We start from the raw sequence: 25531 nt of genomic DNA on the forward strand, positions 1-25531 counted from the left end.
GCTGATTCTCGGCCACAGCAGGTTTTTTATTTCCTTGGATAGTAATACATCACCCGATTATTGAATAGATGGAGCTGTGCCCGTAATTTCTTTGCTAGGAACTTGCACAATTCATTAGCTTTTCCCTTATCACCGAAAGTTGCTGTTTCAGGGAGGGTGAATTGGATATAGGATTGAATCCGCTCTAATCCATTTTCATCCTTAACGACTTCTTGGTCAACGCCTATCAATATCATGTGGTATCGATCCTCTTTGGCTTGGAGATAAATAGCCTTATCTTTCATTCTTTCAGGTACTTTCATTTCATAAGGAAATGCTTTCTTATCATACTCCCAATCCAGTTGCTTTCCTGTTTTTGCTGTAATCATTTGATAATAATTCAGCAATTCTTTCACATCTTCAATGGTTACAGTCGCTTTTACGGACTCGGGAACAAGTTTAATATAGGCATTTTCAGTCATTTGGATCCCCCTTAGATCTTTCGAATGTAAGTATATATTAACATTTTATGGTTGTTTTATATACTAATCTATATGTAATTTGAAAGGCAAAATTCCTTTTTCACCTTGTTTTGCTGAGTAAGGAATGTGGTGGAATTTTAAAAAAAGAGCTCAAAGAGCCGTTCGTTTTTTGAAAATGAACGTTTTCATAATAAGAATTCCAATGATTGGAACCGTTTACTTCCAATCGGCGGTTTCAAAATGAAAGAAATAAATCAATGGAATGAACCTATATTGAATTTAATGGAAAAAAGTATATATGTTATACTTTTTAGCTTGATATAATAAATGTGTTATATTATAATTCATATAAAGCGGTTACATTATGTAATTGATGCATACAATATAGAGGAAGGGGTTGTAAAAATGGGAACTATCGTATGTCAAACTTGCAATAGCACGATTGAACATTTTGAAGATGAAAAAGTAAGTGTACTTTATACACACAATCACAACTGCCAAAGCTGTGATACAGCTGCCTCTGAAAAATAAATGGAAAAAGACTTTTAGATTAATAGAATTGAAGGGTGTTTCAGGGTTGTAACCTGGAGCACCCTTTTTATCGAAGTTAACGAGGGAGAATTCTTCCGTTTCCATCCAAAGCACTTTGCTCAATTACGTTGAATCAATAAAATGGGCAAAAAACCAGAGCAGGTATCTGCTTTGGTTTGATGAAATTCATTCAGTTTTTAATGATGCGCAAATATTTTATCTCTGGATCCTCTGGACCTTGGACAGGTAGGCCTGCCTCGATGTTTTTCCGGATGTAATTGATATTATCTTCAGTAATCAGTTCGCCTGGTATGAAGATCGGGATTCCCGGCGGGTAAACCATGATGAATTCAGCACTGATTTTGCCGACCGATTCCTCGATGGGAACCACTTCGGTCTCTGCATAAAATGCCTCCCTTGGTGATAAAGCAAGTGGCGGTGTATCAGGAAGGAGGACTTCAATTTTTTCATGTTCAGCAGCCATTTCCTTAAACTCATCCGATAAGTCTCGTAGGGCAGCGATCAGCAGGTCCGCTTCTATTTTTGAGTCTCCCGGTGTTATCAGGCAAAGGATATTGTACAAGTCAGAAAGTTCGACTTCGATATTATGCTTTTCACGAAGCCATTTCTCAACGTCGTATCCGGTAATATTCAATTCCTTAATGGAAATGATCAACTTAGTCGGATCATAACTAAATGCTGCCTTACTCTCAAGAATTTCGCTGCCGACACAGTATAGATAAGGAATCTCATTCACGGCCTCACGGATATATCCTGCAAGATTGATGGCCTCATCGATCATTTCCCTGCCTACCGTCGCCAGCTGTCTTCTAGCCGTATCCAGGGAAGCCAGAAGTATATAGGAGGTTGAGGTCGTTGTGAGCATGCTCAAAATGGCTTGTACACGATTTGCTGAAACCAATCCAGTTTTAACATTTAATATGGAACTTCCCGTTAGTGAACCGCCCAGTTTATGAACACTTGTTGCAGCCATATCTGCTCCAGCTTGCATGGCTGACATCGGCAAGTCTTCATGGAAGTGAATATGGACACCATGTGCTTCATCTACAAGAACTGGGATTTCGTGGGAATGAGCAAGTTCGACTATTTTTTGCAAATCAGCCGAAATACCGAAATAGGTGGGATTGATTACAAGCAAACCTTTAGCATCACCATGTTCCCTTAAAGTTTTTTCAACGGCATCGATGGTGATTCCGTGGGAGATGCCCAAGTCTTTGTCTATTTCAGGATTGATGAAAATGGGAACAGCTCCGGAAAATACAATGGCAGACATTACGGATTTATGTACATTCCTCGGAACGATGATTTTGTCCCCAGGTCCGCAGACTGTCATGACCATCGTCATGATCGCTCCACTTGTTCCTTGAACGGAAAAGAATGTATGATCTGCACCAAAAGCTTCAGCGGCAAGATCCTGAGCTTGTTTAATGATACCTTTAGGTTGATGGAGATCATCGAGTGGTGCAATATTGATTAAATCTATGGATAATGCATTTTCTCCAATGAAATTACGGAAATCAGCGTCCATTCCTTTTCCTTTTTTATGACCTGGAATATGAAATTGAACGGGATTTTTTTTTGCATGCTGCAATAAGGCAGTGTATAAGGGTGTTTCATTCTGTGACAATTCTTTGTGGCCCCTTTTCAATATAATAGGTACGAAATATCGGGGAGGGTATACTCCCTTTCTATTAACGATCGTATGTTTCTCCGATTCCATTCAAATGGTCTTGTGGATAGACATAAAACAAATGAATTATAGCACGTCTTATAATAAATGCCTAGCGTGACTTTAATGTCCTGACATAAACAAATTTTAAATGCCTTCGATGTTAAGGGGCTCAATAAAAATATCAGCCGATTATAATTGAGTATATGCCTAGTATTAACTGGATTGACTCAAGAATTCTTCATTTAAAAATATTGAATGCGTGAGTTTAAAAATTGAACGGGTAAGCAATATTTGCCATAATTAAGCTATGTTATATAGATTGCAGCTTAATAAAACAAATCACTAAAAGGAAAAGGGAGATGAGGAGTTTGAAGTGGAATACGCGTGTGACCAATTTGTTAGGGATTCAATACCCAATCGTACAAGGGGGATTGGCTCATTTAGCTTATGCAGAACTGGCTGCGGCAGTTTCGAATGCAGGAGGGCTTGGACAGGTAACGGCCATGTCCTTGGAAAACCAAGAGCAACTGATAGATGAAATTAGAAAAACTAAATCATTGACGGATAAACCCTTCGGTGTGAACTTTGCAATCGGGCAGCATGGAAGGCCTTATGAACACATGCTTGAAGCAGCATTGAAAGAGGATATCGCAGTTGTTTCCGTAACCGGCGGAAACCCTTCGCCATTTCTTGAATACGTCAAAGGTACTCAGGTGAAAAAACTGGTGCTAGTTGCTGCAAGAAAGCAGGCTGTGAAGGCTGAACAGCTTGGTGCAGATGCAGTGATGGTGGTTGGGCAGGAGGGCGGCGGACATTTAGGCCGTGATGATATTGGAACCTCTGTGTTAATTCCTCAAGTTGTGGATTCCGTTAAAATTCCAGTCATCGCCTCGGGGGGGTTTGGCGATGGGCGCGGTTTGATGGCAGCATTGGCACTTGGCGCCGATGGAATCGAGATGGGAACACGATTCATAGCAGTCAAGGAGTGCGTTCATGCGCATGAATTATATAAAAATGCCTTGGTTTCCGGTACAGAAAATGATACCGTTGTCATTAAGAGGTCCATTGGTGCACCAGCCAGGGTAATTGCAAACAACTGGACCGATAAAATCCTTGAAATAGAAAAAGAAAATGGCGGATATGAGCAATTGAAGGATTACATAAGTGGAAAAGCGAACCAGCGTTATATTCACGACGGTGTTGAAAGTGAAGGATATGCCTGGGCTGGACAAGTGATGGGGCTGATTCATGATGTACCATCGACTGCTGAACTATTCAGTCGGATTATCGGCCAAGCGGAAGCAATTCGTTCAAAATGGGCAGACTGAAGATAAATGGACTCCCGGACAACATGAAAAACTATCTAGAAGGAGCGTGTTAGGGTATGGATTATCAATATCCAATGGATCTTGATTGGACTACTGATGAAATAGTAGATGTGATTAAATTTTTTGAAGCGGTAGAAAAGGCTTATGAAAATAAAATACAAAAAGAAGAATTTATGAAAGCATATCGAAGATTCAAGGAAATAGTCCCCGGTAAGGCGGATGAAAAAAAGTATACGGATGAGTTTGAGTCAGCCAGCACCTATTCAGCATATCTCGTTATTAAGAAGGCAAAAGGAATCGAAGACGGAGAATGGATAAAAATGAAAAATTAAAAATTAAAAATATAATTTTTAGAAAACTCCATTGACTTACTGAAAAGATTGTTTTAACATAATAATCAAGAAAAAGATAAAGGCAGTGACGAAGAAGAGTACCTTAATGCTGTTCTGCAGAGAGCCAGTGGTTGCTGAAAACTGGTGAACGAATTTAAGCGAATGGACTTCCGAGCCCCAAACCGAAACGGATTGACGGAGTAGGCTTTGGCGATTATCTCATCGTTAATGGAGATAGGCATGTTAATGCCGTAAAGTGAGCTAATTTAGCTAATTAAGGTGGTACCACGGGTTCCTCGTCCTTTGGATGAGGGCCCTTTTTGCGTTTTTATGAAAATGATAATTAAATCTATGAATAAGAGTAGTAATCTTTTTAGATGCGTCACAGAGAGCCGGAAAAGGTGGAAACCGGTACGATATAAGAAGATGAATGGACTTATGAGTGGTTTCTTGAAATAAGTAGGGAAACTCGGCTGCCACCGTTAAAGGGTATTCGCAAGAAACTTTCATTTCTTGCTTGAGAGGGAAAAATGAAAGTTTTTCCAACTTGAGGTGGCACCGCGGTATACCGTCCTCTGCAGACACATATTTGTGTTTGCAGGGGATTTTTTTATGGGATTTTCAATATAAATACCTTTTAGAGGAAAAGTCAAAAAATATTCAGAGTAACTGGAAAATCCGGCACTCGTCAAAAGGGTCTGCCCTTTTAACAGTTTATATGATCGTATAAGAATCGGGAGGGAATTGAGATGAACAATTTGGATGAAAAAAAAATACTCCGCTTCAAAATGGACACAATTGAAGGGGATATCCACACACCCATTGCCATATTTCAGAAAATGGATGGGGAACAGAAATTTTTATTGGAAAGTTCCAATTCGCATCATGACAACGGGCGCTATTCTTATCTAGGTTCAAACCCATACTTGGAGGTGACATCGCTCGCTAACCAAGTATATGTGAAAGACCCTGAAACAGGTGACCAAATCGTAAAGAACATCAATATCATCGAGTTTCTAAAAAATGAATTGTTAGTTGAGATAGGAGAGGCCCCCGTACATCTTCCGCCATTTAATGGAGGTGCAATCGGCTATATGGGCTATGATATCATTCGGCTATATGAAAATATAGGCTCGGTGCCGCCTGATTCTCTGCAAATGCCTGATGCTCATTTTCTCTTTTATAAAGAATTGTATATATTCGATCATGTTTTGCAAAAAATCCATCTTTTGACTGCGGAAGAAGATAGTGAAAAAAGTTTATTGGGGATGAAGGAAAAAATCAATCAGGCAAGCAAACCGTCAAAGGAAATATCGTCGGAATATTTGGAATTCAAGTCGAATTTCAGTCAGGATGAATTTGAGAAAATGGTTCTTGATGTTAAAGCGGCGATTGTGGCTGGTGAAGTGTTCCAAGTTGTTTTATCACAAAGATTTAAAGCGGACTTCGATGGTGAACCTTTCGATGCCTATCGTCGTCTGCGTTTAGCCAACCCATCACCTTATATGTTTTATATAGAATTTGGTGACTATACCATTCTAGGGTCGTCTCCAGAAAGCTTGATCAGTGTTTCATCAGGAATGGTTCACGTTAATCCCATTGCCGGTACAAGGCCGAGAGGGAAAACGGACGAAGAAGATAAGGGATTGGAAAAAAGCCTGCTGATGGATGAAAAGGAACTTGCTGAGCATAGGATGCTTGTTGATTTAGGAAGAAATGACCTTGGGAGGGTTTGCGAAATTGGTTCAATCCACCTGACCGAGGAAATGGAAATTCAAAGATATCAGCATGTCATGCATATTGCTTCTAAGATTAGCGGAAAGCTTAGGGAAGGATTCACGAGTTTGGATGCGCTGACGGTCTGCCTCCCTGCTGGAACAGTTTCAGGTGCTCCTAAAATCAGGGCGATGGAGCTGATCAATAAACTGGAAAATTGTAAACGCGGGATGTATTCAGGCTCAATAGGATTCATTGGTTATGGAGGGGATCTTGATATGGCATTAGCCATTCGGACGATGATCATTAAAGATGGCAAGGCACATGTACAGGCAGGGGCAGGAATTGTATATGATTCAGATCCAAAAACGGAATATGAAGAAACACAAAATAAAGCACGAGCTCTAATGGAGGTTCACACAAAATGATTTTATTAATTGATAACTATGACTCGTTCACTTACAACCTTTATCAATATTTAGGGGAAGTGGAAAAAGAAATCGTTGTAAAAAGGAATGACGAAATCACCCTTGCTGAAATTAAGGAATTGAATCCCATGGCAATCGTCATTTCCCCGGGACCTGGCCGGCCGGAAGATGCTGGTATCAGTATGGAGATCATTCGTAGCTTTTATGAGAAGGTTCCGCTTTTAGGCATTTGTCTGGGGCATCAGGCCATTGGTGCAGTTTTTGGTGCGAACGTGGTTGGGGCAAAACAAATCATGCACGGGAAAACATCGGTCATCGAGCATGATGGAACAGGTGTATTTGCGAAACAGGACCTACGATTCCCGGTAATGCGTTACCATTCTCTTGTAGTTGAAAGGGCGAGTTTGCCAAATGAGCTGACTGTGACGGCGAGTGCACTTGATGATGGGGAAATCATGGCCCTAAAACATCAAGATTTCCCGCTATACGGGTTACAGTTCCACCCTGAATCAATAGGGACGAAAATCGGCAAGGAATTATTACATCAATTTTATAAGATTGCCGGAACCTTTCAATCAGAGAAGGAACAATCCATTTTATAAATACAAAAAACGACTGGGGGAGTTTAGTGGTGAAGGAGTATTTAGCGAAGTTAGCAGAGCGTCAAACATTGACGGAAGAAGAGATGAGCAGAGCAGCCCAAGCGTTATTTTCTAAAGATATCACCGAAAGCGAGATGGCAGCTTTCATCATAGCCCTTAAATCCAAAGGGGAAACGGCAGGTGAGATAGCAAGCCTTGTCCGAGTCATGAGAAAAGAAGCAAGAAGTGTAAAAACAAGCTCCCTTAATGTAATGGATAATTGCGGAACGGGAGGAGATGGATCACAAAGCTTCAATATAAGTACCGCATCGGCCTTCGTACTGGCTGGGGCAGGTGTCAAGGTTGCCAAACATGGAAACCGTAGCATTTCAAGTAAAACGGGAAGCGCGGATGTATTGGAAGAGCTAGGTGTTAATTTGTACTTGGAGCCTGACATGTTAAAAGAACTGCTGGAGGAAAATGGGATCACATTCTTATTTGCCCCATCCGTCCACCCTAATATTGCACGAATAATGAAAGTAAGAAAAGAATTGAAAATCCCGACAATATTTAACCTTATCGGACCTTTGACAAATCCAGTTCAACTCGACACGCAATTATTGGGAATTAATCGACGCGATATGCTCGAGCTATTTGCGGAAGTCCTGCATAAATTGGGCAGGACACGCGCGATCGTGATAAATGGTGCCGGTTTTATGGATGAAGCAAGCCTGCAGGGTGAAAATTCACTCGTGCTTTTGGAGCAAGGGGATATAACCCAATTTACGCTGCATCCTGAAGAAGTGGATCTGCCGGTTTACGGAAATGATGCCATCCGTGGCGGTGACGCCAAACAAAACGCCGATATTATGCTTCGCCTTCTCAAAGGGGAAAAAGGTGCCTATCGCGATACCGTTTTATTGAATGCTGGATTGGGATTATACGCACATGGTACGGCAGCTACGATCAAAAAAGGAATCTCCATGGCCAAAGAAAGCCTGGATAGCGGATCGGCTCTTACAAAGTTAGAAAATCTAATTGCTTATGGCAATAGAAATAAGGTGGTCATGTAAATGGAAAATATCTTAACGAAAATCATCGAACAGAAAAAGGTGGAAGTCGCAAAATTAAAAGAAAGGGACTTAGATGATTCGGTATTGATCAATATAGTCAGACCATCTCTTGTAGAAAATTTGAAAACGGCAAAATCAATGGCTGTTATTGCGGAAATAAAACGGGCTTCCCCTTCAAAAGGGGACATTAAAATTAATGTGAATCCAATCGAGCAGGCACTTTCATATGAAAGCGGCGGTGCGGCAGCAATATCCGTATTGACGGATGAGATTTTCTTTAAAGGATCTTTTGCAGATTTGAGAACCGTAAGCGAGGCGATACGGATTCCCAGGTTGTGCAAGGATTTCATCATCGATGAAATTCAAATCGATCGTGCCTATCGAGCTGGTGCAACAATCATTCTATTAATTGTGGCTGCACTTTCTAAAGAACGTCTTCATGAATTATATCAATATGCAAAAAATAATGGGCTTGAAGTATTAACGGAAGTCCATGATGAAGCCGAACTGGAACGAGCACTCGAACTAAATGCAGAGCTCATAGGGATTAACAATCGGAATTTAAAGACCTTCAAAGTGGATTTGGCTGTAACGGAACGACTAGCGAAGTTACTTGATCCAAAACGCCATATCATTATCAGTGAAAGTGGAATAAAGACAAAAGAAGACGTTATGCGTGTGAAGGAAGCTGGTGCAAAAGCGGTTTTAGTCGGGGAGACACTGATGACTTCATCAAATCTTCCTTATACGATGGCCGAATTGCAAATGAGTATATAAGGAGATTAATATGTTAGTGAAAATCTGCGGGATAAAGACTTTGGCAGCTGCTCGGACTGCTGTTGAATCCGGGGCAGACTTTATTGGTTTCATTTTTGCCGAGAGTAGCAGAAAAGTCGAGCCGGATATAGTAGGTGAGTTTGGGGCGAATCTACCCGGACATGTTAAAAAAGTCGGAGTGTTTGCCAATCAAACTGAACAAGAAGTGATAAAAAGTGCTGAAATTGCAGGATTGGATTATATTCAGCTTCATGGTAACGAGTCTGCCAGCTTCGCCCGCAGAATGCCCCTGCCGGTGATCAAGGCCTTTGCCATCCAGTCAGAGAAAGACCTTGAAAACCTTCATGAATACCCGGCAGATTATCTATTAGTGGATCTTCCTAAGGGTTCTTCCGGTAAGGGACTAACTTTGGATTGGGAAATGATCCGAAAAGCGGACTTGCCATGGGGGAAGGTGATTCTAGCGGGTGGGTTGACTCCGGAAAATGTCGGAAAAGCGATTAGTGCCGTTTCACCATTCGCAGTTGACGTAGCCAGTGGCGTTGAAACAAACGGATTAAAAGATGTTGTAAAAATAAAAGCATTTATCAATGAGGCAAAATATACAGCCGGAAAAGAGGAATGAATAGATGAATACTTATACACAGCCTGATAAAACTGGACATTTTGGAGCATATGGAGGCCGTTTCGTTCCGGAAACTTTAATGGCGGCTATTACAGAGCTTGAAGAAGTATATGAACAATCTAAAAAAGATCCTGAATTTCAAAAGCAGTTAAGCTATTACCTGAAACAATATATCGGGCGGGAAACACCTCTTTATTTTGCTGAGAACTTAACGAGACTAGCAGGTGGTGCAGATATTTATCTGAAGCGTGAGGACTTGAATCATACTGGAGCCCACAAAATAAATAATACGATCGGTCAGGCTTTGCTGACTCGGAAAATGGGCAAGAAAAAAGTGATTGCCGAAACGGGTGCAGGACAGCATGGGGTTGCAACGGCAACTGTATGTGCTTTGCTGAAGTTGGAATGCATCATCTTTATGGGAGAAGAAGATATCAGGAGACAGAAATTGAATGTGTTCCGGATGGAACTTTTGGGAGCCAAGGTCATATCTGTATCACAGGGAAGCGGGACACTGAAGGATGCAGTGAATGAGGCATTACGATATTGGGTAGCAAATGTGGATGACACCCATTATATAATGGGATCTGTTCTTGGACCTCATCCATTCCCCGTTATTGTACGTGATTTTCAAAGCGTGATAGGGAATGAAACGAAGCGTCAGTATTCGGAGACGGTTCATTCCCTTCCGGATGCAGTAGTCGCATGCATAGGTGGTGGCAGTAATGCAATGGGGATGTTCTATCCCTTCATTGAGGATGAATCCGTAAAATTATATGGAGTGGAAGCGGCAGGTCATGGACTGGAAACACCATTACATGCTTCAAGTTTGACGAAGGGAAAACCTGGGGTGCTCCACGGTGCATTCATGTATGTATTGCAGAACGAAGACGGTCAGATCCAGGAGGCACATTCAATTTCAGCAGGGTTGGATTATCCAGGGGTAGGACCTGAACATAGTTACCTAAAAGATATCAACAGGGTGGAATATACTTCCGTTACCGATGATGAAGCATTGAAAGCCCTTGTGTTGCTTTCAAGGGAGGAAGGGATCATCCCTGCTTTGGAAAGTTCACATGCCATTTCCTTCGGTTTAAAACTTGCTAAAGAAATGGAGAAAGGAACAGGACTGGTGATTTGCCTGTCTGGCCGTGGTGATAAGGATGTAGAAACGGTCCAATCATTAATAGGGGGTAATGAACATGAATAAATTAACAAAAGCGCTTGAAGAGTGTCTAACAAAGCGGGAAAAAGCATTCATTCCTTATATTATGGCAGGTGATGGCGGTCTTGAACGGTTAAAGACTCAGCTTCTTTTCCTTGAAGAAAGTGGGGCAACTGCTGTTGAATTAGGTATACCATTCTCTGACCCTGTCGCTGATGGACCGGTTATCCAACAGGCGGGCATCCGTTCTTTGGAGAATGGAACAACTTTAAAAGATGTCCTGAAAAAAGTTAAGGAAATCCAAGATGATGTTAACATTCCAATTATTTTAATGGGATATTCGAATTCAATCCTTGCATATGGACTTAAAGAGTTTACGGATGATTGTCTTCAAGCAGGCATTTCCGGGTGCATCATCCCCGATCTACCGATTGAGGAAGAAGCCATCTTTTCATCTATCAAAACTGCAGGGATCATGCTTATCCGACTTGTGACACTCACGTCTTCGAAAGACCGTATCACTGAGATCACCGCAGGGGCAGAGGGCTTTATCTACGCAGTTACAGTCAAAGGCATTACAGGTGCCCGTGATGCTTTTGGGGAAGAGCTCGGGGGCTATTTAAAGAAGGTGAAAGAGCTAAGTCCCGTTCCCGTTCTTGCTGGGTTCGGCATATCGACGCCAGAACATGTTCGTGATGCGATGCAATACTGCGATGGAGTCATTGTCGGCAGTAAAATCATCGAATGCTTTGAAACTGGTAAAGAAGAACAAATTAGTGACTTGATACAAGCTAGCAAAGGATTGGTGCGAAAATAAAGGAAAGGAGAGCCTTCAAGGCTCTCCTTTTTCTAACCAGTTTATTGTGCATCCGATAATTCAATCCGAATACGGATCAAATGGCCGAAAGAGAAAAAACGTCATAACCTTCAAGCACGATTATCCAACGAACTTGACGCATTCCAGTGCGAATTCAAAAAGTTTCTTTCCGACTGTCACAATAAACCGTTTTGAAACCACAACTTCGGTATCAATCGAAAAGGCGGAATTCGAAATGAAAAATGAACTCATACGAAACAAGATGTTTAAGGTTGGCAAATTGACGGTCACGGTAAGAAGCAATGAACCAAGTGAAGAAGCGGTTGAAGATTTCAATTCGTGGATAAATAAAAAGGCATATGAAAAAGCGTCCGAACCCGTTCAACAATAGCGGGCGGAACGCTTTTTTTTATTTATACGATAATTTATATAATGGAATAAGAGTTTCAAACGTTTCTTTGGCAACGTTCAAGAATGCGTTTCCGTCCGTCAAGATAGGGTCGTTTGCGGGAATGTGTCGTCCAAGAAGGAATTCAGCTTTCTTGACGTCCCGAAAACGTTCAAGCGATTCTTTCAAGTCAATTTCCTTCATTGATATTGCGTCCTTCTTCATATGATCAAGCGAAACAACGAAATCATTCGGAACGGTCGTTTTGATTTCCTTCATATTCTTCAAGAAATTCTTTGCGATTTGCTCTTTGTTCGGCAATTCGTAAATGAACGCAAGCCATATGAATACATGATCGTCAAATAATCCAATCTGAAAATGCGGGTGTTGTTTGTATCCACGTTTATTCGCCGCTATCGCAAGCCATGTATCTTTCGGGGCGTTCACACTTCTTCGGGCGTGTCTTGCAATATGCAAAAACATTTCGTTCCCAAGATTCAAGGAAAGGTCGTCCGTCAACGTTTGCCCGATCGATTGGAACTTCGGTTGAATCCGTTCTTGAATTGCCTTCATTCTTCCGTCAAGACCTTCTATATTAAATGTGTCAAAATCGTTCTTTGTGAATCCTTCAAATTGCATTACATAAAAACTCCTTCTTCAAGTTTATATTATTTTAGGTAGGGGTAAATAAAAATCAAGCAAGGACGAACTATTGAGTTAGATTTTGCGGACAACCCATGTATCATTAGGAGGGTTAACTGTCCGTCTAGCATGCTTTTCGACGTGAGGGTGCATTTCATCGCCCGTCATCACTGACAGTTGTGGGGAAAAATGTTCTCCAAGAGCTTGAAGTTTGGGCTGGATACGTTCTTTTAAAGCATCCATTCGGGGTTCCAATCCATCAATTTTAAAGACACCAAAATCATCAGCTGTAAAACCTGCAATATTCATTTTCATCTCTCCTACCGTAATATCTGCACATATTGTAGCATAAGTAAAAGTAAAATTTAAAAAATACGATTTGGATTGGTCCTGAAAAAATTCCTTATGGGTTAAAGCACAAATTAGTTGCTATTTGTGGTAGGAAGTCATATGATAAAATAAAATAAATTCAGAAAATTACGTTAATTGATGAAGGGAGAATGTTAATTATGAAACAAGTCATGAACCAAGCATTAAAAGCTAAAGAAGTTGAAAGACATAGAGCTGCAGTGTTAAGAATGGAAATGGACTATGAATTAGCAACCCTTTTTGAAGCAATTGGTGAAGAGAATGACCAAAAGAGGTCACAATGCAAGCAAAGGCTTGAACGCATCCGGTTGGAATTGTTGAAACTGAAAGCCTTGTAAAAAATGATTGGCTGCAGAGATCTTGAAGGAGATTGAATAAAAGAAATGAATCAATTTCAATACAAGGAATTTTATTATAGATGAACGGACACTTATTTTAATAAAAAATATGTGTCCGTTTTTCATTAAATTCCCCAATATATATGAGGCGGAATTTTATTATCAAGCATCGTTGAGTCGGATTCCTTTAATAAGGAAAGGAACCGTTCAAGTAAAGGTAATTTGAAGGGATTCGTGCCGGCTTACCCATGATCGGGAAATCGTATTATGAATTAAACCTTCATTACTGATACGTTTAAAAAAATGGAAAAATTAAGATGTGAAAAACTTGAAGGTAAGCTATATTTGCTTTAATCTTTAGAAGAGGATCATTTTAATGTAGTTTCTGATCATAAAGGACGGGGATATTATAATGGCATCGGTTAAGGAAATGGATACATATGCGAAGTTATGGATGAAAGAGGCGGGTACGAGGCTAAGGGCGTCCTTTACAACCAAGTTGAATATTGAAATGAAAACGAATCCCAATGATTTGGTTACTAATATGGATAAGGGGATAGAAAAGTTTTTTTGTGAAAAAATCGGCGAAGTCTTTCCAGAACACCGGATTTTTGGGGAAGAGGGAATGGGCAATGATATTAAAGACCTAAAAGGAACGGTATGGATCATTGATCCGATTGATGGAACTTTGAATTTCATTCATCAACAGCGGAATTTCGCAATTTCCCTTGGGGTTTATGTGGATGGCATCGGAAAAATTGGCATGATTTATGATGTCGTTAGTGATGAATTATATCATGCGATTAAGGGGCAGGGAGCTTTCATGAATGATCAAAGGCTCCCATCTCTTGAAGAGGCATCGGTAAGCAAAGCGATCGTTTCCATTAATGCAAGCTGGGTAACGGAAAACCGTAGGATTGATCCGAGTCTTCTGGCACCGCTAGTCCGGGATGCAAGAGGGACCCGTTCTTATGGATCGGCAGCATTGGAGCTTGCATTCGTGGCAGCTGGAAGGATTGATGCATACATAACCATGAGACTCATGCCCTGGGACTTTGCCGGAGGAGTTTTACTGGTTGAGGAAGTGGGCGGGGAAGTTAGTAATATCAAAGGTGACAAATTGGATTTTTTAGAGGGTGACTCACTCTTCGTTTCTAAACCTGGGCTGCACAAAGAAATATTCGATAAATACTTATCAGGTACTTCCAGCCATTAGAACCTGGTTAAAGACGGTGGCAAGCCGAAAGGGAATTTCGAAATGTCCATGGCATGACCGAAGTCTTGGTGAAAATGGAATAAAATACTCACTTTGAAATAATTAACAAAAAAACTCGCTGTCTGTCAGCGAGTTTTTTATATTATAACTTCCCTGCTTCACGCAATTTCTTCTTTTGAGTGAAACCGAACCCCATAACTCCGCAAAGAACAACGATTGCAGCCAATATTCCAATCCAGCTTTTTTCAGCAATGAAGATGCCAATGGAGCCAATGCTGGATGTTGCCAATAACGCTAATATTAAGAAATTCCATTTAATATTCATTAATATCACCCCTAATATATCTATTGTACATAATTTCTGTATTTGTTTCTAGTATGTTTGTGATATAATATGTAAGTTAATACTAGTGATACGTTATACACAAACTTTTTTAGGAGTGAATTTTTTGAAATTAAGAGAAAATATTCGTAATATAGCCATCATTGCCCACGTTGACCATGGTAAAACAACTTTAGTGGATCAGTTGCTTAAGCAATCTGGTACATTTCGTGAAAATGAACATGTAGAAGAACGTGCGATGGATTCTAATGCTATTGAAAAAGAACGCGGAATTACGATTCTTGCGAAAAATACAGCAGTTCAATACCAAGATACAAGAATCAATATATTGGATACACCTGGTCATGCCGACTTTGGTGGTGAAGTAGAACGGATCATGAAAATGGTTGATGGTGTTTTACTTGTTGTTGATGCATATGAAGGATGTATGCCGCAAACTCGTTTCGTGTTGAAAAAAGCATTGGAACAAAAAATCACGCCAATCGTTGTCGTGAATAAAATTGATAAAGACTCTGCCCGTCCAAACGAAGTTGTGGACGAAGTAATTGACTTATTCATCGAACTTGGAGCTGAAGAAGAACAATTAGAATTCCCTGTTGTCTTTACTTCAGGTATTGCTGGTACAGCAAGCTTGGATTCAGATCCTACCAAACAAGAAAAAGACATGACCCCATTATTCGAAACAATCGTTGAAACGATCCCTGCACCAATTGATAACACTGATGAACCACTTCAATTCCAAGTGGCTTTACTTGATTACAATGATTATGTAGGTCGTATTGGTGTTGGCCGTGTATTCCGTGGGAAAATGCATGTAGGTCAACAAGTTTCATTAATGAAACTTGATGGATCGGTTAAGCAATTCCGTGTAACGAAAATCTTTGGTTATATTGGCTTGAAAAAAGTTGAAATCCAAGAAGCTGTTGCCGGTGATTTAATTGCTGTTTCTGGTATGGAAGATATTAACGTTGGTGAAACAGTTTGTCCTATTGAACATCCTGATGCCCTTCCAATTCTACGTATCGATGAGCCAACATTACAAATGACTTTCCTTGTAAATAACAGCCCATTCGCAGGCCGTGAAGGTAAATTCGTAACAGCTCGTAAAATTGAAGAGCGTTTGAAAAGCCAATTGCAAACTGATGTTAGCTTAAGAGTTGAAAATACAGATTCTCCAGATGTCTGGGTTGTTTCAGGTCGTGGAGAGCTTCACCTTTCTATCTTAATTGAAAACATGAGACGTGAAGGTTATGAACTGCAAGTTTCTAAACCTGAAGTTATCGTACGTTTGATTGATGGAGTGCGTTGTGAGCCAGTTGAACGTGTTCAAATTGATGTACCTGAAGAGCACACTGGTTCTATCATGGAATCCATGGGAGCTCGTAAAGGCGAATTGTTAGATATGATTAATAGCGGAAGTGGTCAAGTTCGTTTACTATTCACGATCCCAGCTCGTGGACTTATTGGTTATTCTACTGAGTTCTTAACAATTACACGTGGTTATGGTATCATGAACCACTCATTTGACAGCTACCAACCAATGGCCCAAGGTCAAGTCGGTGGAAGACGTCAAGGTGTACTTGTATCAATGGAATCTGGAAAAACTACACAATATGGTACGATGCAAGTAGAAGACCGCGGTGTCATTTTCATTGAGCCAGGTACGGATATTTATGAAGGTATGATTGTCGGAGAACATAACCGTGATAGCGATTTGACTGTTAATATCGTAAAAGCGAAACAAATGACAAATATGCGTTCAGCTAATAAAGACCAAACTTCTTCAATGAAAAAACCAAGAATTATGTCCCTTGAAGAAGCTCTGGAATATTTGAACGATGACGAGTACTGTGAAGTAACTCCGGAATCAATCCGTCTTCGTAAAAAAATTCTTGATAAAAACGAGCGTGAAAGAGCAGCTAAAAGAAAAAAAGTTGCTGTTGAAGAAAAATAAATAGCAAGAGGAGGAGAAAAGATTGGATATCCAAGAGCGATTATCATTTTTTGCAGCATTGTACAGAGTGGATGAAAATCCTGAAGCAGGAATGTGGTATTTATATTTGACGATCTTTGGATTATGCATCCTTGTCTATCAGTTAGGTTTTGCCAAAAAGTTACCTTTGCTAAAAAATGTGGTCATTTATGCGGTAATGGCACTTGGATGTACCCTTCTTTCTTTCTTTGCGGTGTTTCTTCCCATGGGGGAAGCATTAATCATCGCTTCACTTGTTCTTGGAATTTATAGATTCCGTCTTCACAATTCGAGAAAAGAAGAACAGGCTTAAGATGATGAAATCATTACAGGATGCTTTATACAATTGGTTGACAATCAAAGTTGTCTGTGATGCAAGGCCTGATGATACAGCTGCACGCGATACAGAAATGTTTTTCATGCAGATGTTGAAAGATGATCATCAGGTAATCATCGATTCGGTTTCAAAAACAGAACCTTTTTATTTCGTCGAGTATCTAATGGGAGATGAAATGAAAAAACAACGTTTTCCGATTGAATTGATTGATATCATGTTAGACCAAATTCAGCTTGAGCCTGATAAGTATAAAAATATCGAGTGATGATAAAAAGAACCGTGCGATATCCGCACGGTTCTTTTTATATTGCTTTAGGGAGGAACAGTCCGTAAAAAAGGTGTAATAGTGACCACAAAAAGAAAGCTGTCAAATCAGAAGGAAGGACAACTTCTGTTTTAGACAGCGCCGATAATGGAAAGTAAAGCATGATGGCAGGAATTATCGTGAAAAAGGCAAGTGTATATTTGTTCCATTCCCTGAAAATTTTCAAAGGATAAAGGATATAAACGTAACTAAACGTAATTGCCAGTGAGAAAAGAAGATGGAAAAAGAACAACGATGCCTCATTCCAAGAAACAGCTTTGATTACAGGAAGGAAATCCACATTCAATAAAAGCTTGTACACTTGTTTATCAGAAAACATTTCGACCCACTTCATTGTCAATCCAAGCATGATTCCATTGGTGAGGCCAATCAGGGAAACTTTATAAAATATTCTACCATTCATCTTCATTTTTGATTGTCCGGTAAAGACGGAAGTTTCCGGTTGCAATCCGTTCGTTCGTACGCTCTTCTATGCGTTGATTACATGTATTGCACATATAGGTATGTATAGGACGGTTGCGAAGTTTCTTAGCTTCTGGGCTATCGTCGGGGATCGATTCAATTTGATCGCATATTACACATTTAACCTTCATATTATTTGAACCTCACTTCAATTTGAATATGCTTTTAAGTATACCAATATTTTTATGGTAAAACGAGGATAAAGTGAAACTAACAATTGAACGTTAACACTATCGGGTTCATGGCGGGTATAGAGAAAAACCCGAAGATTCACTTCGGGTTGCTAAAAATTCATTCTTTATAGTGATTGGATTGATCATTTTGCTCTTCATCAAGTTCTTTTCTTTCCGTTTTATCATCAAGTTTATTTTTTTCCCTTTCAATGGCCTTTGATGGCGTTGGGGTTAAAATATCACCAGGTACCTCAGGAATGACTCGACTTGTGATGTCAGCCAGTTCATTCAGTATCCCTGTTACAGGTTTACCGTCTTTAATATCCTTGGCTACCTCCCTGATCCGTTCATTTAAATCCGGGTCAGCGACGACGATGGCATTTGCACCGTTAGGATCGTGTTTTAAAGTTTCTCCAACTGAGTACTTAATTGTTCCTACCTGTGAACGCTCAATATCTTGGTCAATATCTATTCCGACTATGGCGTATTTGCCAAGTACGACTGCGGTGGCATCGTTAACCTCCGGAATGGAATTAGCCAAACCTGTGAGTCTTGAAGCTGTTTGCTGACCTGTAGTTCTGTCTGCTTCCTTAATGGTCGAGTTATTGACTTTCGTTATATTGTTCTTACCATTATTTTCAGACGCTTCATTATTATTATCCATTGTGCAACCTGTCATCAATAGAACAGCAGCGATTGACAAAACGATTTTTTGCAATGTACAACCTCCTTAATGTTTTTCATTAGTTACAGCCTGTCCACACCGACTAAGTCTGATGCATATAAGTATAAAATGCAGCGCATCATGGTGTACTCCATGTTGGGTATAGCATTCTTAGCTGGAAGTTTTCTTTATAGTCTGTAAATGTTCTTCTATCTTTATGCAAAGGAACATATATTTTATCAACAGTCTCGTCCGCTACATAACTGCTGAGTGTAGTAAATGGTAAGGCATATCCTAAAGAGCAGGCAGGAGGCGTCATATTGGGGAAAAAAATCTATGTTTTAGATACGAATGTCCTGTTGCAGGATCCGTATTCGATTTATTCATTCGAAGATAATGAAGTTGTCATTCCGGCAGTCGTATTAGAAGAATTGGATTCGAAGAAAAGGTATATGGATGAAATTGGAAGGAATGCCAGGCAAGTATCGAAATTGATCGACAACTTTCGGGAAAAAGGGAAGCTTCATCAAAGCATTCCGCTTCATAATGGAGGCAGCTTACGGATTGAACTTAATCACCGTTCATTTCATAAGCTTCAGGAAATTTTTGTGGAGAAAACGAACGATAACAGGATATTGGCAGTCGCAAAAAATTTATCTTTGGAAGAAGAGACGAAGGAAGATGGAAAAACGGTCATTTTGGTTAGTAAAGATACACTCGTCAGGGTTAAAGCTGATGCAATCGGTCTTGAGGCAGAGGACTTTTTAAATGATCGTGTCGTAGAAATGGATCATATATACGCTGGGCATAAAGAAGTGTTTGTATCGATTGATAATCTTAATAAGTTTTACGAAAAAAGTTTTTTGGGACTTGAAGAACTGACAAAAGACTCATATTATCCAAATCAATTCCTGTTGATGAAGGACACGCTGGGCAGTTCAGCTTCTGCGATTGGGATTGTGGATGAGAACTGCAGGTTCGTTAAGAAATTGATGTACGAAGGGGAACATATTTGGGGAATTAAACCGAGAAACGTCCAGCAGACGATGGCACTTGATTTGTTGCTTCGTTCGGATATTCAGCTTGTGACACTTATTGGTAAGGCAGGGACAGGTAAGACTTTATTGGCTTTGGCAACAGGATTAATGCAAACTGAAGATTTGTCACAATATAAGAAACTTCTGGTTGCCAGGCCCATTGTGCCGGTTGGTAAAGATATTGGTTATCTGCCAGGGGAAAAAGAAGAAAAATTAAGACCATGGATGCAGCCTATATTTGATAATCTCCAATTTTTGTTCAATACGAAAAAACCTGGGGAATTGGATGCCATCTTAGCAGGCATGAGTTCGATCGAAGTGGAAGCCCTGACCTATATCAGGGGAAGGAGCATCCCAGATCAGTTCATCATCATCGATGAAGCGCAAAATTTAACAAAACATGAGGTTAAGACCATATTGACGAGAGTCGGGGAGCGGAGCAAAATTGTATTAATGGGAGATCCGGAGCAAATAGATCATCCTTATTTAGATGAATATAATAATGGCTTGACCTATGTGGTGGAAAAATTCAAGACCGAGCGTATTGCCGGCCATGTTAAGTTGATAAAAGGGGAAAGATCTGGATTGGCCCAACTCGCTGCTACGCTTTTATAATACAATCGGCAAGGGATGACCCTTGCCGATTGCTATAAAGTTCTATGAACTAAGTCTTATTTAACAGTGAAAGACCTTACATTTTTTATCGGATCATTGATGTTGGAAGCATCACCGAAGTAAATTTCCATGGGGCCGCCCTCGGATACTTTAAGCGGCTTTCCATCCTTGGAAAAGCCCAGGAAAAATTCAAGTGCCGCTTCCAACGGGAATGTAAGTTCCTTATCATCGGTTGTGACGATCACTTCCGTTACCCCGCTTTCAGGTTCGGCATTTCTTAAAAAAGGTTCAAAAGGAATGCCGAAAGTCCCTTCGAGCAATCTTTGCTTCTCGAACTTTCGTTCCGTTTTTAATGTGGGTGGCATGGTTGCGCCTTCCTGTATTTCTTTTTGCCAATGTTTGGAGGCGGCAATCGTATATTCTTCTAATTCATTGACTTGGACTCTTTCAGCGTGGAAATATGTATCGATTTCAACTTTACGGTCATCAAAAATCCATACTCCAGGATCTAGTGTAATTGGATATTTCACTTTTCCGTTAATAAATACGATGGGTTCCAAATATCTCATTCCTTTCTGTTGCTCTTTAATAATTATAATCAATTATAATTGAAATGTCACATCTTCAAGAAGGTGAACAATTTTAATGGCTGGTATAATCAGTAGAGAGGTGATTGTGTTATCTCAAGGGCAAATTGTTTGTCAATGTCCTTGCTTTTTCACAAAACAAAAGGTAGAATTTAAAGATAAGATTTAATCGCTCTGAGCGGGGGGATTTAACATGGCATCTGATATGCTTGTCAATCATCGAGAAAAAGCTTATGCTTTATTAAAAGCAGATGCTGACAAGATTCTAAAACTGATAAAAGTTCAAATGGAAAATCTCACTATGCCTCAATGTCCTTTATATGAAGAGGTACTTGATACACAAATGTTCGGCCTATCACGAGAAATTGATTTTGCCGTACGCTTGGGCTTGGTAGAGGAAACCGAGGGCAAATCCCTTTTGGAAACCCTTGAACAGGAATTGTCAGTTTTGCATGAAGCATCATTAAAAAAATAATAAATAAAACATACTAACTCAAACAAATCTCGATGATTGTTTGAGTTTTTTATTTATATAAATCATTTGTCAATAGTGTTATACTATATTCAAATGTGACATACTAATTGAACGTGCAGAAGCTCAATGGAGTTTTTTCATTTTCGAATTTTCAATGGAAAATCCCTTAAAATCTAGCATTTTAAGGACTGGTGGGAAATATGCCTTGCTGAATTAACATTGGATTCGTTAGGAGGAAAAAAGTGCGAATTCCTTGTTTTTACATGGGAATATACTTAATTTTTTATTTTTTTATTGTATTCAGTTTATTTTAGTATTATGGTTATATTAAATGTATGTTAAATCCAACTGTTTACTTTTTGATAATATATTATAATAACTAAATTTTCTTTTGCTAATGGTTAAGGATTCTTTTTTTTGTATTTATGGTAGGTAAAAAACGAAAACATGAAAATATATCGAAATAATTACATCAGCAATAAAAAGAGCCTTATCAGGTCGGTCTCCTTATTCTGGGGAAATAAACTTATGAATAAAAAGTGGTGAATCTATCACGCTTTTTTTCTATATATTCAATAAAAATACATATTGATTAGGGTGGTAGCAATGGGGAAACGTATAGAAAAAGTACTTGCGGCAAATCGTGGAGAAATAGCGATACGGATTTTTCGGGCATGCACGGAATTAGATATTCATACAGTTGCAATCTATTCAAAGGAAGATTATGGTTCTTATCACCGATATAAAGCGGATGAGGCATATTTGGTCGGGGAAGGCAAAAAACCGATTGATGCATACCTGGATATTGAAGGCATAATAGCGATTGCCAAAATGAGCGGAGTCGATGCGATTCATCCCGGTTATGGTTTCCTTTCTGAAAATATTGATTTTGCGAAACGTTGTGAGGAAGAAGGAATCATCTTCATCGGACCAGAATCCAGACACCTAGATATGTTTGGTGACAAAGTGAAAGCTAGAACCCAAGCTGAACTAGCTAATATCCCGGTCATCCCTGGTAGCGAGGGACCGGTGACCAGTGTTGAAGAAGTCAGGGAATTTGGTGAAAAATACGGTTTTCCAATTATTATAAAAGCATCTTTAGGCGGCGGCGGCCGTGGAATGCGAATTGTCGGAAAAACCGAAGAAGTTGAAGAGGCTTATGATCGCGCAAAATCAGAAGCTAAAGCGGCTTTTGGCAATGATGAAGTCTATGTGGAGAGATTCATACAAAATCCAAAGCATATCGAAGTTCAGATATTGGCTGATACTCATGGGAATATCGTCCATCTATACGAACGTGACTGTTCCGTTCAGAGACGGCATCAAAAAGTTGTGGAAGTGGCACCTTCCGTTTCCCTTTCAGAAGATTTAAGGGAAAGAATTTGTGAGGCAGCAGTCAAGTTGGCGAAAAATATTGATTATGTAAATGCTGGAACGGTCGAGTTCCTGGTGGCAAATGGAGAATTTTACTTTATTGAAGTCAATCCACGGGTGCAGGTTGAGCATACCATTACTGAAATGATTACAGGCATTGATATCGTTCAATCTCAAATCATGATAGCCGAAGGGCATGAGCTACATGGCAAAAAGATCGGGATTCCCGAACAAGCAGGAATTAAGACGCATGGATATGCGATTCAATCACGGGTGACGACTGAGGACCCATTGAATAATTTCATGCCTGATACCGGGAAAATGATGGTATACCGTTCCGGTGGAGGATTTGGTGTCCGTCTGGACGCTGGGAATGGGTTCCAAGGTGCGGTTATCACACCGTATTATGATTCCCTTCTCGTTAAACTTTCTACTCATGCGCTTTCATTTGAGCAGGCAGCTTCTAAAATGGTTCGTAACCTTAAGGAATTCAGGATTCGAGGAATTAAAACAAATATCCCCTTCCTTGAAAATGTTGTTAAACATGAGAATTTCATAAATGGGGAATACGATACATCATTCATTGATTCAACACCGGAATTATTTAGCTTCCCAATCAGAAAAGACCGTGGGACAAAAATGCTTTCATATATCGGAAATGTAACCGTGAATGGTTTCCCGGGAGTCGAGAAAAAGAAAAAACCTGTTTTCGATCCAGCTCCAATTCCTAATGTTGGTGGCCTGCCGCTTATCTCGGGTACAAAAAATATACTTGAACAGCAAGGTGCAGAAGGACTGGTCAATTGGATTAAAGAACAGAAAGAAGTATTGATCACAGATACGACTTTCCGTGATGCACATCAATCTTTACTTGCGACGAGAATTAGATCGAAAGATATCCTTGATATCGCTGAACCTACAGCAAAACTCCTTCCTGATTTATTTTCAATGGAAATGTGGGGCGGGGCAACTTTCGATGTGGCTTATCGTTTCTTGAAAGAAGATCCATGGGACAGGCTGTTAAGTTTCAGGAAAAAAGCACCGAATGTCCTTTTACAAATGCTATTAAGGGCTTCAAATGCAGTTGGTTATAAAAATTACCCTGATAATGTCATTCGTGAATTCGTAGAAAAATCAGCGGATGCCGGCATTGATGTTTTCCGGATCTTCGATAGTTTAAACTGGGTTAAAGGGATGGAAGTGGCTATAGATTCAGTCCGTCAATCCGGGAAAATTGCGGAAGCGGCCATTTGTTATACCGGGGATTTGAATGATCCGTCACGCAGCAAATATAATATCGAATACTATAAAAAAATGGCGGTGGAATTAGAACATGCCGGTGCCCATATTTTAGCGATCAAGGATATGGCTGGCCTCTTGAAACCGGATGCTGCTTACCGTCTTGTGTCAGAACTGAAAGCAACGACGTCCCTTCCGATCCATCTCCATACTCATGATACAAGTGGAAATGGGATTTACATGTATTCAAAAGCGATTGAAGCTGGTGTGGATATCGTTGATACGGCGATTGGGTCTTTAGCTGGCCTGACTTCACAGCCAAGTGTACAAACACTTCATTATGCACTGGAGGGGTCAAGCAGACAACCTAAATTGGAAGTCGATTCACTAGAGCGTTTAGGAGAATACTGGGGAGAGGTCAGGAAATTCTATCATGACTTCGAAAGTGGCATGAACGCTCCTCATACCGAAGTTTACAAACACGAGATGCCTGGCGGTCAATATAGTAATCTACAGCAGCAAGCTAAAGCTGTGGGGCTGGGAGACCGCTGGCATGAAGTGAAAGAAATGTACCAGCGCGTCAATGCGATGTTCGGTGATATCGTAAAAGTGACGCCTTCATCCAAAGTCGTTGGGGACATGGCTTTATTCATGGTGCAAAATAACCTGTCTGAAGAAGATGTCCTGACAAAAGGAAAAACCATCGATTTTCCTGATTCAGTCATAGAGTTATTCGAAGGCTATCTGGGTCAGCCAGTTGGTGGATTCCCGAAAGAGCTTCAGGAAGTTATTCTGAAAGGGAAAAAACCTATAACGGTAAGACCGGGTGAATTATTGGAAGAAGTGGACTTTGCTGCTCTTAAAGAAGAATTATTCAAGGAATTGGGACGGCCTGTCACTGATTTCGATGTGCTTGCATATGCCCTATATCCAAAAGTATTCTTGGATTACAATAAAACAATTGAGCTGTTTGGAGATGTTTCCAACCTTGATACCGCGACTTTCTTATATGGCATGAGGCTAGGTGAAGAAATCGAAGTTGAAATTGAAAAGGGAAAAACGCTCATCGTTAAACTAGTTTCAATCGGCCAACCTTTGGCTGATGGAACACGGGTTGTGTATTTTGAGTTGAATGGTCAATCACGTGAAGTGATCATCAAGGATGAAAACATTAAATCTTCCGTTATATCAAAAATGAAAGCTGATCCTAAAAATAAAGAACAAATCGGTGCGACAATGCCAGGTACGGTTATTCGTGTAGTCGTCGAGAAAGGCGATCAGGTCAAACAGGGTGATCACCTGATCATAACGGAAGCGATGAAAATGGAAACTACCGTACAAGCGCCATTCTCCGGGACCATTAAAGACATCTATGTAAATGATGGAGAAGCGATCAGTACTGGTGATTTATTGATTGAAATAACTAAGTAATATCGCTGACTGTGGCC

General features: G+C 40.1%; 28 protein-coding genes and 2 other annotated features. Of the genes, 19 read left to right on the forward strand and 9 right to left on the reverse strand.

All coding sequences use genetic code 11. The features are described from left to right. Nucleotides 1-26: 26 nt before the first annotated feature. The gene (locus ABIE66_RS07660) at nucleotides 27-461 is read right to left on the reverse strand and encodes a DUF1885 family protein (RefSeq protein WP_370014340.1); all 435 of its coding nucleotides are present in this window, start codon (nucleotides 459-461) and stop codon (nucleotides 27-29) included. Between the two features lie 405 nt (nucleotides 462-866). Between ABIE66_RS07660 and ABIE66_RS07665 the strand changes: the two genes are divergently transcribed. Then, complete coding sequence (locus ABIE66_RS07665) at nucleotides 867-992, forward strand: GapA-binding peptide SR1P (protein WP_072272684.1); 126 nt, start codon at nucleotides 867-869, stop codon at nucleotides 990-992. Between the two features lie 190 nt (nucleotides 993-1182). Here ABIE66_RS07665 and ABIE66_RS07670 read toward each other — a convergent pair whose 3' ends face one another. Next, entirely contained in the window at nucleotides 1183-2640 is a 1458-nt protein-coding gene (locus ABIE66_RS07670) for an aminotransferase class I/II-fold pyridoxal phosphate-dependent enzyme (RefSeq protein ID WP_289324285.1), read from the reverse strand. 404 nt (nucleotides 2641-3044) lie between these two features. Here ABIE66_RS07670 and ABIE66_RS07675 point away from each other — a divergent pair, with 404 nt between their 5' ends. The 10 genes from ABIE66_RS07675 to ABIE66_RS07720 all read left to right on the forward strand — a co-directional run bounded on the left by ABIE66_RS07675 (nucleotide 3045) and on the right by ABIE66_RS07720 (nucleotide 11918). Further along, nucleotides 3045-4013, forward strand: a complete 969-nt coding sequence (locus tag ABIE66_RS07675; protein ID WP_370014341.1) for an NAD(P)H-dependent flavin oxidoreductase — start codon at nucleotides 3045-3047, stop codon at nucleotides 4011-4013. 56 nt (nucleotides 4014-4069) lie between these two features. Continuing rightward, entirely contained in the window at nucleotides 4070-4345 is a 276-nt protein-coding gene (locus tag ABIE66_RS07680) for a UPF0223 family protein (RefSeq protein ID WP_289324287.1), read from the forward strand. Between the two features lie 76 nt (nucleotides 4346-4421). Further along, nucleotides 4422-4652: a binding site (T-box leader), on the forward strand. A gap of 35 nt (nucleotides 4653-4687) precedes the next feature. Then, nucleotides 4688-4924 (forward strand) — a binding site (T-box leader). 170 nt (nucleotides 4925-5094) lie between these two features. Further along, nucleotides 5095-6489 (forward strand): anthranilate synthase component I, encoded by a 1395-nt coding sequence (gene trpE / locus ABIE66_RS07685; protein WP_370014342.1) that lies wholly within the window; start codon nucleotides 5095-5097, stop codon nucleotides 6487-6489. Further along, on the forward strand, nucleotides 6486-7091 hold the full coding sequence (locus ABIE66_RS07690; protein WP_370014343.1) for an anthranilate synthase component II: 606 nt from the start codon (nucleotides 6486-6488) through the stop codon (nucleotides 7089-7091). Before trpE ends, ABIE66_RS07690 begins: the two co-directional genes overlap by 4 nt. A 29-nt stretch (nucleotides 7092-7120) precedes the next feature. After that, nucleotides 7121-8143, forward strand: coding sequence for an anthranilate phosphoribosyltransferase (gene trpD, locus ABIE66_RS07695; RefSeq protein WP_370014345.1), 1023 nt, complete (start codon nucleotides 7121-7123; stop codon nucleotides 8141-8143). Further along, nucleotides 8144-8920 carry an indole-3-glycerol phosphate synthase TrpC gene (gene trpC / locus ABIE66_RS07700; RefSeq protein ID WP_370014346.1) on the forward strand — a complete coding sequence of 259 codons (777 nt, stop codon included), beginning with the start codon at nucleotides 8144-8146 and terminating at the stop codon, nucleotides 8918-8920. Between the two features lie 10 nt (nucleotides 8921-8930). Then, on the forward strand, nucleotides 8931-9545 hold the full coding sequence (locus ABIE66_RS07705) for a phosphoribosylanthranilate isomerase (protein ID WP_370014347.1): 615 nt from the start codon (nucleotides 8931-8933) through the stop codon (nucleotides 9543-9545). Between the two features lie 4 nt (nucleotides 9546-9549). Then, nucleotides 9550-10755, forward strand: coding sequence for a tryptophan synthase subunit beta (gene trpB / locus ABIE66_RS07710; RefSeq protein WP_289317275.1), 1206 nt, complete (start codon nucleotides 9550-9552; stop codon nucleotides 10753-10755). Further along, nucleotides 10748-11527: a tryptophan synthase subunit alpha gene (gene trpA / locus ABIE66_RS07715; protein WP_289324292.1), complete on the forward strand. Its 780-nt coding sequence runs from the start codon at nucleotides 10748-10750 to the stop codon at nucleotides 11525-11527. Before trpB ends, trpA begins: the two co-directional genes overlap by 8 nt. 46 nt (nucleotides 11528-11573) lie before the next feature. Continuing rightward, nucleotides 11574-11918: a hypothetical protein gene (locus ABIE66_RS07720; protein WP_370014348.1), complete on the forward strand. Its 345-nt coding sequence runs from the start codon at nucleotides 11574-11576 to the stop codon at nucleotides 11916-11918. Nucleotides 11919-11936: 18 nt separating this feature from the next. Here ABIE66_RS07720 and ABIE66_RS07725 read toward each other — a convergent pair whose 3' ends face one another. Next, nucleotides 11937-12554, reverse strand: a complete 618-nt coding sequence (locus ABIE66_RS07725; RefSeq protein ID WP_289317273.1) for a YktB family protein — start codon at nucleotides 12552-12554, stop codon at nucleotides 11937-11939. A 78-nt stretch (nucleotides 12555-12632) separates the two neighbouring features. Continuing rightward, nucleotides 12633-12866, reverse strand: a complete 234-nt coding sequence (locus tag ABIE66_RS07730) for a DUF1054 family protein (protein ID WP_370014349.1) — start codon at nucleotides 12864-12866, stop codon at nucleotides 12633-12635. Between the two features lie 200 nt (nucleotides 12867-13066). On the opposite strand from ABIE66_RS07730, the gene ABIE66_RS07735 reads away from it, so the two are divergent. Both ABIE66_RS07735 and ABIE66_RS07740 read left to right on the forward strand, forming a co-directional pair. Further along, the gene (locus ABIE66_RS07735; protein ID WP_034314018.1) at nucleotides 13067-13264 is read left to right on the forward strand and encodes a hypothetical protein; all 198 of its coding nucleotides are present in this window, start codon (nucleotides 13067-13069) and stop codon (nucleotides 13262-13264) included. A 412-nt stretch (nucleotides 13265-13676) separates the two neighbouring features. Continuing rightward, nucleotides 13677-14480, forward strand: coding sequence for an inositol monophosphatase family protein (locus tag ABIE66_RS07740; RefSeq protein ID WP_289324294.1), 804 nt, complete (start codon nucleotides 13677-13679; stop codon nucleotides 14478-14480). Nucleotides 14481-14622: 142 nt separating this feature from the next. On the opposite strand, the gene ABIE66_RS07745 is transcribed toward ABIE66_RS07740, so the two are convergent. Continuing rightward, nucleotides 14623-14805 carry a YlaF family protein gene (locus ABIE66_RS07745; RefSeq protein ID WP_289324295.1) on the reverse strand — a complete coding sequence of 61 codons (183 nt, stop codon included), beginning with the start codon at nucleotides 14803-14805 and terminating at the stop codon, nucleotides 14623-14625. 124 nt (nucleotides 14806-14929) lie between these two features. Between ABIE66_RS07745 and typA the strand changes: the two genes are divergently transcribed. Genes typA through ABIE66_RS07760 form a run of 3 tightly spaced genes read left to right on the forward strand, consistent with a single transcriptional unit; the run spans nucleotide 14930 to nucleotide 17397 of the window. Continuing rightward, nucleotides 14930-16777 (forward strand): translational GTPase TypA, encoded by a 1848-nt coding sequence (gene typA / locus ABIE66_RS07750; RefSeq protein ID WP_289324296.1) that lies wholly within the window; start codon nucleotides 14930-14932, stop codon nucleotides 16775-16777. 22 nt (nucleotides 16778-16799) lie between these two features. Beyond that, entirely contained in the window at nucleotides 16800-17108 is a 309-nt protein-coding gene (locus ABIE66_RS07755) for a YlaH-like family protein (protein ID WP_289317269.1), read from the forward strand. Between the two features lie 4 nt (nucleotides 17109-17112). Then, complete coding sequence (locus ABIE66_RS07760; protein ID WP_289317268.1) at nucleotides 17113-17397, forward strand: hypothetical protein; 285 nt, start codon at nucleotides 17113-17115, stop codon at nucleotides 17395-17397. A 37-nt stretch (nucleotides 17398-17434) separates the two neighbouring features. Here the strand turns inward: ABIE66_RS07760 and ABIE66_RS07765 are convergent, their stop codons facing one another. From ABIE66_RS07765 to ABIE66_RS07775, 3 genes are all read right to left on the reverse strand, one after another. Further along, nucleotides 17435-17866 (reverse strand): hypothetical protein, encoded by a 432-nt coding sequence (locus ABIE66_RS07765; protein ID WP_370014350.1) that lies wholly within the window; start codon nucleotides 17864-17866, stop codon nucleotides 17435-17437. After that, the gene (locus ABIE66_RS07770) at nucleotides 17850-18050 is read right to left on the reverse strand and encodes a YlaI family protein (RefSeq protein WP_072272690.1); all 201 of its coding nucleotides are present in this window, start codon (nucleotides 18048-18050) and stop codon (nucleotides 17850-17852) included. The genes ABIE66_RS07765 and ABIE66_RS07770 overlap by 17 nt, the downstream gene beginning before the upstream one ends. 160 nt (nucleotides 18051-18210) lie before the next feature. Further along, nucleotides 18211-18810 carry a YhcN/YlaJ family sporulation lipoprotein gene (locus tag ABIE66_RS07775; RefSeq protein ID WP_370014351.1) on the reverse strand — a complete coding sequence of 200 codons (600 nt, stop codon included), beginning with the start codon at nucleotides 18808-18810 and terminating at the stop codon, nucleotides 18211-18213. 266 nt (nucleotides 18811-19076) lie between these two features. Here ABIE66_RS07775 and ABIE66_RS07780 point away from each other — a divergent pair, with 266 nt between their 5' ends. Beyond that, complete coding sequence (locus ABIE66_RS07780) at nucleotides 19077-20408, forward strand: PhoH family protein (protein ID WP_289324299.1); 1332 nt, start codon at nucleotides 19077-19079, stop codon at nucleotides 20406-20408. Nucleotides 20409-20464: 56 nt separating this feature from the next. On the opposite strand, the gene ABIE66_RS07785 is transcribed toward ABIE66_RS07780, so the two are convergent. Further along, nucleotides 20465-20968: a peptidyl-prolyl cis-trans isomerase gene (locus ABIE66_RS07785; protein WP_289324300.1), complete on the reverse strand. Its 504-nt coding sequence runs from the start codon at nucleotides 20966-20968 to the stop codon at nucleotides 20465-20467. Nucleotides 20969-21188: 220 nt separating this feature from the next. Between ABIE66_RS07785 and ABIE66_RS07790 the strand changes: the two genes are divergently transcribed. Together ABIE66_RS07790 and pyc are read left to right on the forward strand one after the other, a co-directional pair. Then, nucleotides 21189-21470 (forward strand): Fpa/YlaN family protein, encoded by a 282-nt coding sequence (locus tag ABIE66_RS07790; RefSeq protein WP_034313996.1) that lies wholly within the window; start codon nucleotides 21189-21191, stop codon nucleotides 21468-21470. A gap of 606 nt (nucleotides 21471-22076) precedes the next feature. Next, on the forward strand, nucleotides 22077-25514 hold the full coding sequence (gene pyc / locus ABIE66_RS07795; protein WP_289324301.1) for a pyruvate carboxylase: 3438 nt from the start codon (nucleotides 22077-22079) through the stop codon (nucleotides 25512-25514). Nucleotides 25515-25531: the final 17 nt, after the last annotated feature.

Source organism: Peribacillus sp. B2I2, assembly GCF_041261685.1.
GTDB lineage: Bacteria > Bacillota > Bacilli > Bacillales > DSM-1321 > Peribacillus.

Bases quoted from the DNA above. Each gene is read 5' to 3' on its own strand.
- ABIE66_RS07675 (WP_370014341.1), top strand. From the start codon at position 3,045: ATGAGGAGTTTGAAGTGGAATACGCGTGTGACCAATTTGTTAGGGATT.
- trpB (WP_289317275.1), top strand. From the start codon at position 9,550: ATGAATACTTATACACAGCCTGATAAAACTGGACATTTTGGAGCATAT.
- ABIE66_RS07665 (WP_072272684.1), top strand. From the start codon at position 867: ATGGGAACTATCGTATGTCAAACTTGCAATAGCACGATTGAACATTTT.
- ABIE66_RS07765 (WP_370014350.1), bottom strand. From the start codon at position 17,866: ATGAAGATGAATGGTAGAATATTTTATAAAGTTTCCCTGATTGGCCTC.
- pyc (WP_289324301.1), top strand. From the start codon at position 22,077: ATGGGGAAACGTATAGAAAAAGTACTTGCGGCAAATCGTGGAGAAATA.
- ABIE66_RS07735 (WP_034314018.1), top strand. From the start codon at position 13,067: ATGAAACAAGTCATGAACCAAGCATTAAAAGCTAAAGAAGTTGAAAGA.
- trpA (WP_289324292.1), top strand. From the start codon at position 10,748: ATGAATAAATTAACAAAAGCGCTTGAAGAGTGTCTAACAAAGCGGGAA.
- ABIE66_RS07740 (WP_289324294.1), top strand. From the start codon at position 13,677: ATGGCATCGGTTAAGGAAATGGATACATATGCGAAGTTATGGATGAAA.
- ABIE66_RS07770 (WP_072272690.1), bottom strand. From the start codon at position 18,050: ATGAAGGTTAAATGTGTAATATGCGATCAAATTGAATCGATCCCCGAC.
- ABIE66_RS07730 (WP_370014349.1), bottom strand. From the start codon at position 12,866: ATGAATATTGCAGGTTTTACAGCTGATGATTTTGGTGTCTTTAAAATT.
- ABIE66_RS07790 (WP_034313996.1), top strand. From the start codon at position 21,189: ATGGCATCTGATATGCTTGTCAATCATCGAGAAAAAGCTTATGCTTTA.
- ABIE66_RS07760 (WP_289317268.1), top strand. From the start codon at position 17,113: ATGAAATCATTACAGGATGCTTTATACAATTGGTTGACAATCAAAGTT.
- trpE (WP_370014342.1), top strand. From the start codon at position 5,095: ATGAACAATTTGGATGAAAAAAAAATACTCCGCTTCAAAATGGACACA.
- ABIE66_RS07705 (WP_370014347.1), top strand. From the start codon at position 8,931: ATGTTAGTGAAAATCTGCGGGATAAAGACTTTGGCAGCTGCTCGGACT.
- ABIE66_RS07660 (WP_370014340.1), bottom strand. From the start codon at position 461: ATGACTGAAAATGCCTATATTAAACTTGTTCCCGAGTCCGTAAAAGCG.
- ABIE66_RS07690 (WP_370014343.1), top strand. From the start codon at position 6,486: ATGATTTTATTAATTGATAACTATGACTCGTTCACTTACAACCTTTAT.
- ABIE66_RS07680 (WP_289324287.1), top strand. From the start codon at position 4,070: ATGGATTATCAATATCCAATGGATCTTGATTGGACTACTGATGAAATA.
- ABIE66_RS07745 (WP_289324295.1), bottom strand. From the start codon at position 14,805: ATGAATATTAAATGGAATTTCTTAATATTAGCGTTATTGGCAACATCC.
- ABIE66_RS07725 (WP_289317273.1), bottom strand. From the start codon at position 12,554: ATGCAATTTGAAGGATTCACAAAGAACGATTTTGACACATTTAATATA.
- trpC (WP_370014346.1), top strand. From the start codon at position 8,144: ATGGAAAATATCTTAACGAAAATCATCGAACAGAAAAAGGTGGAAGTC.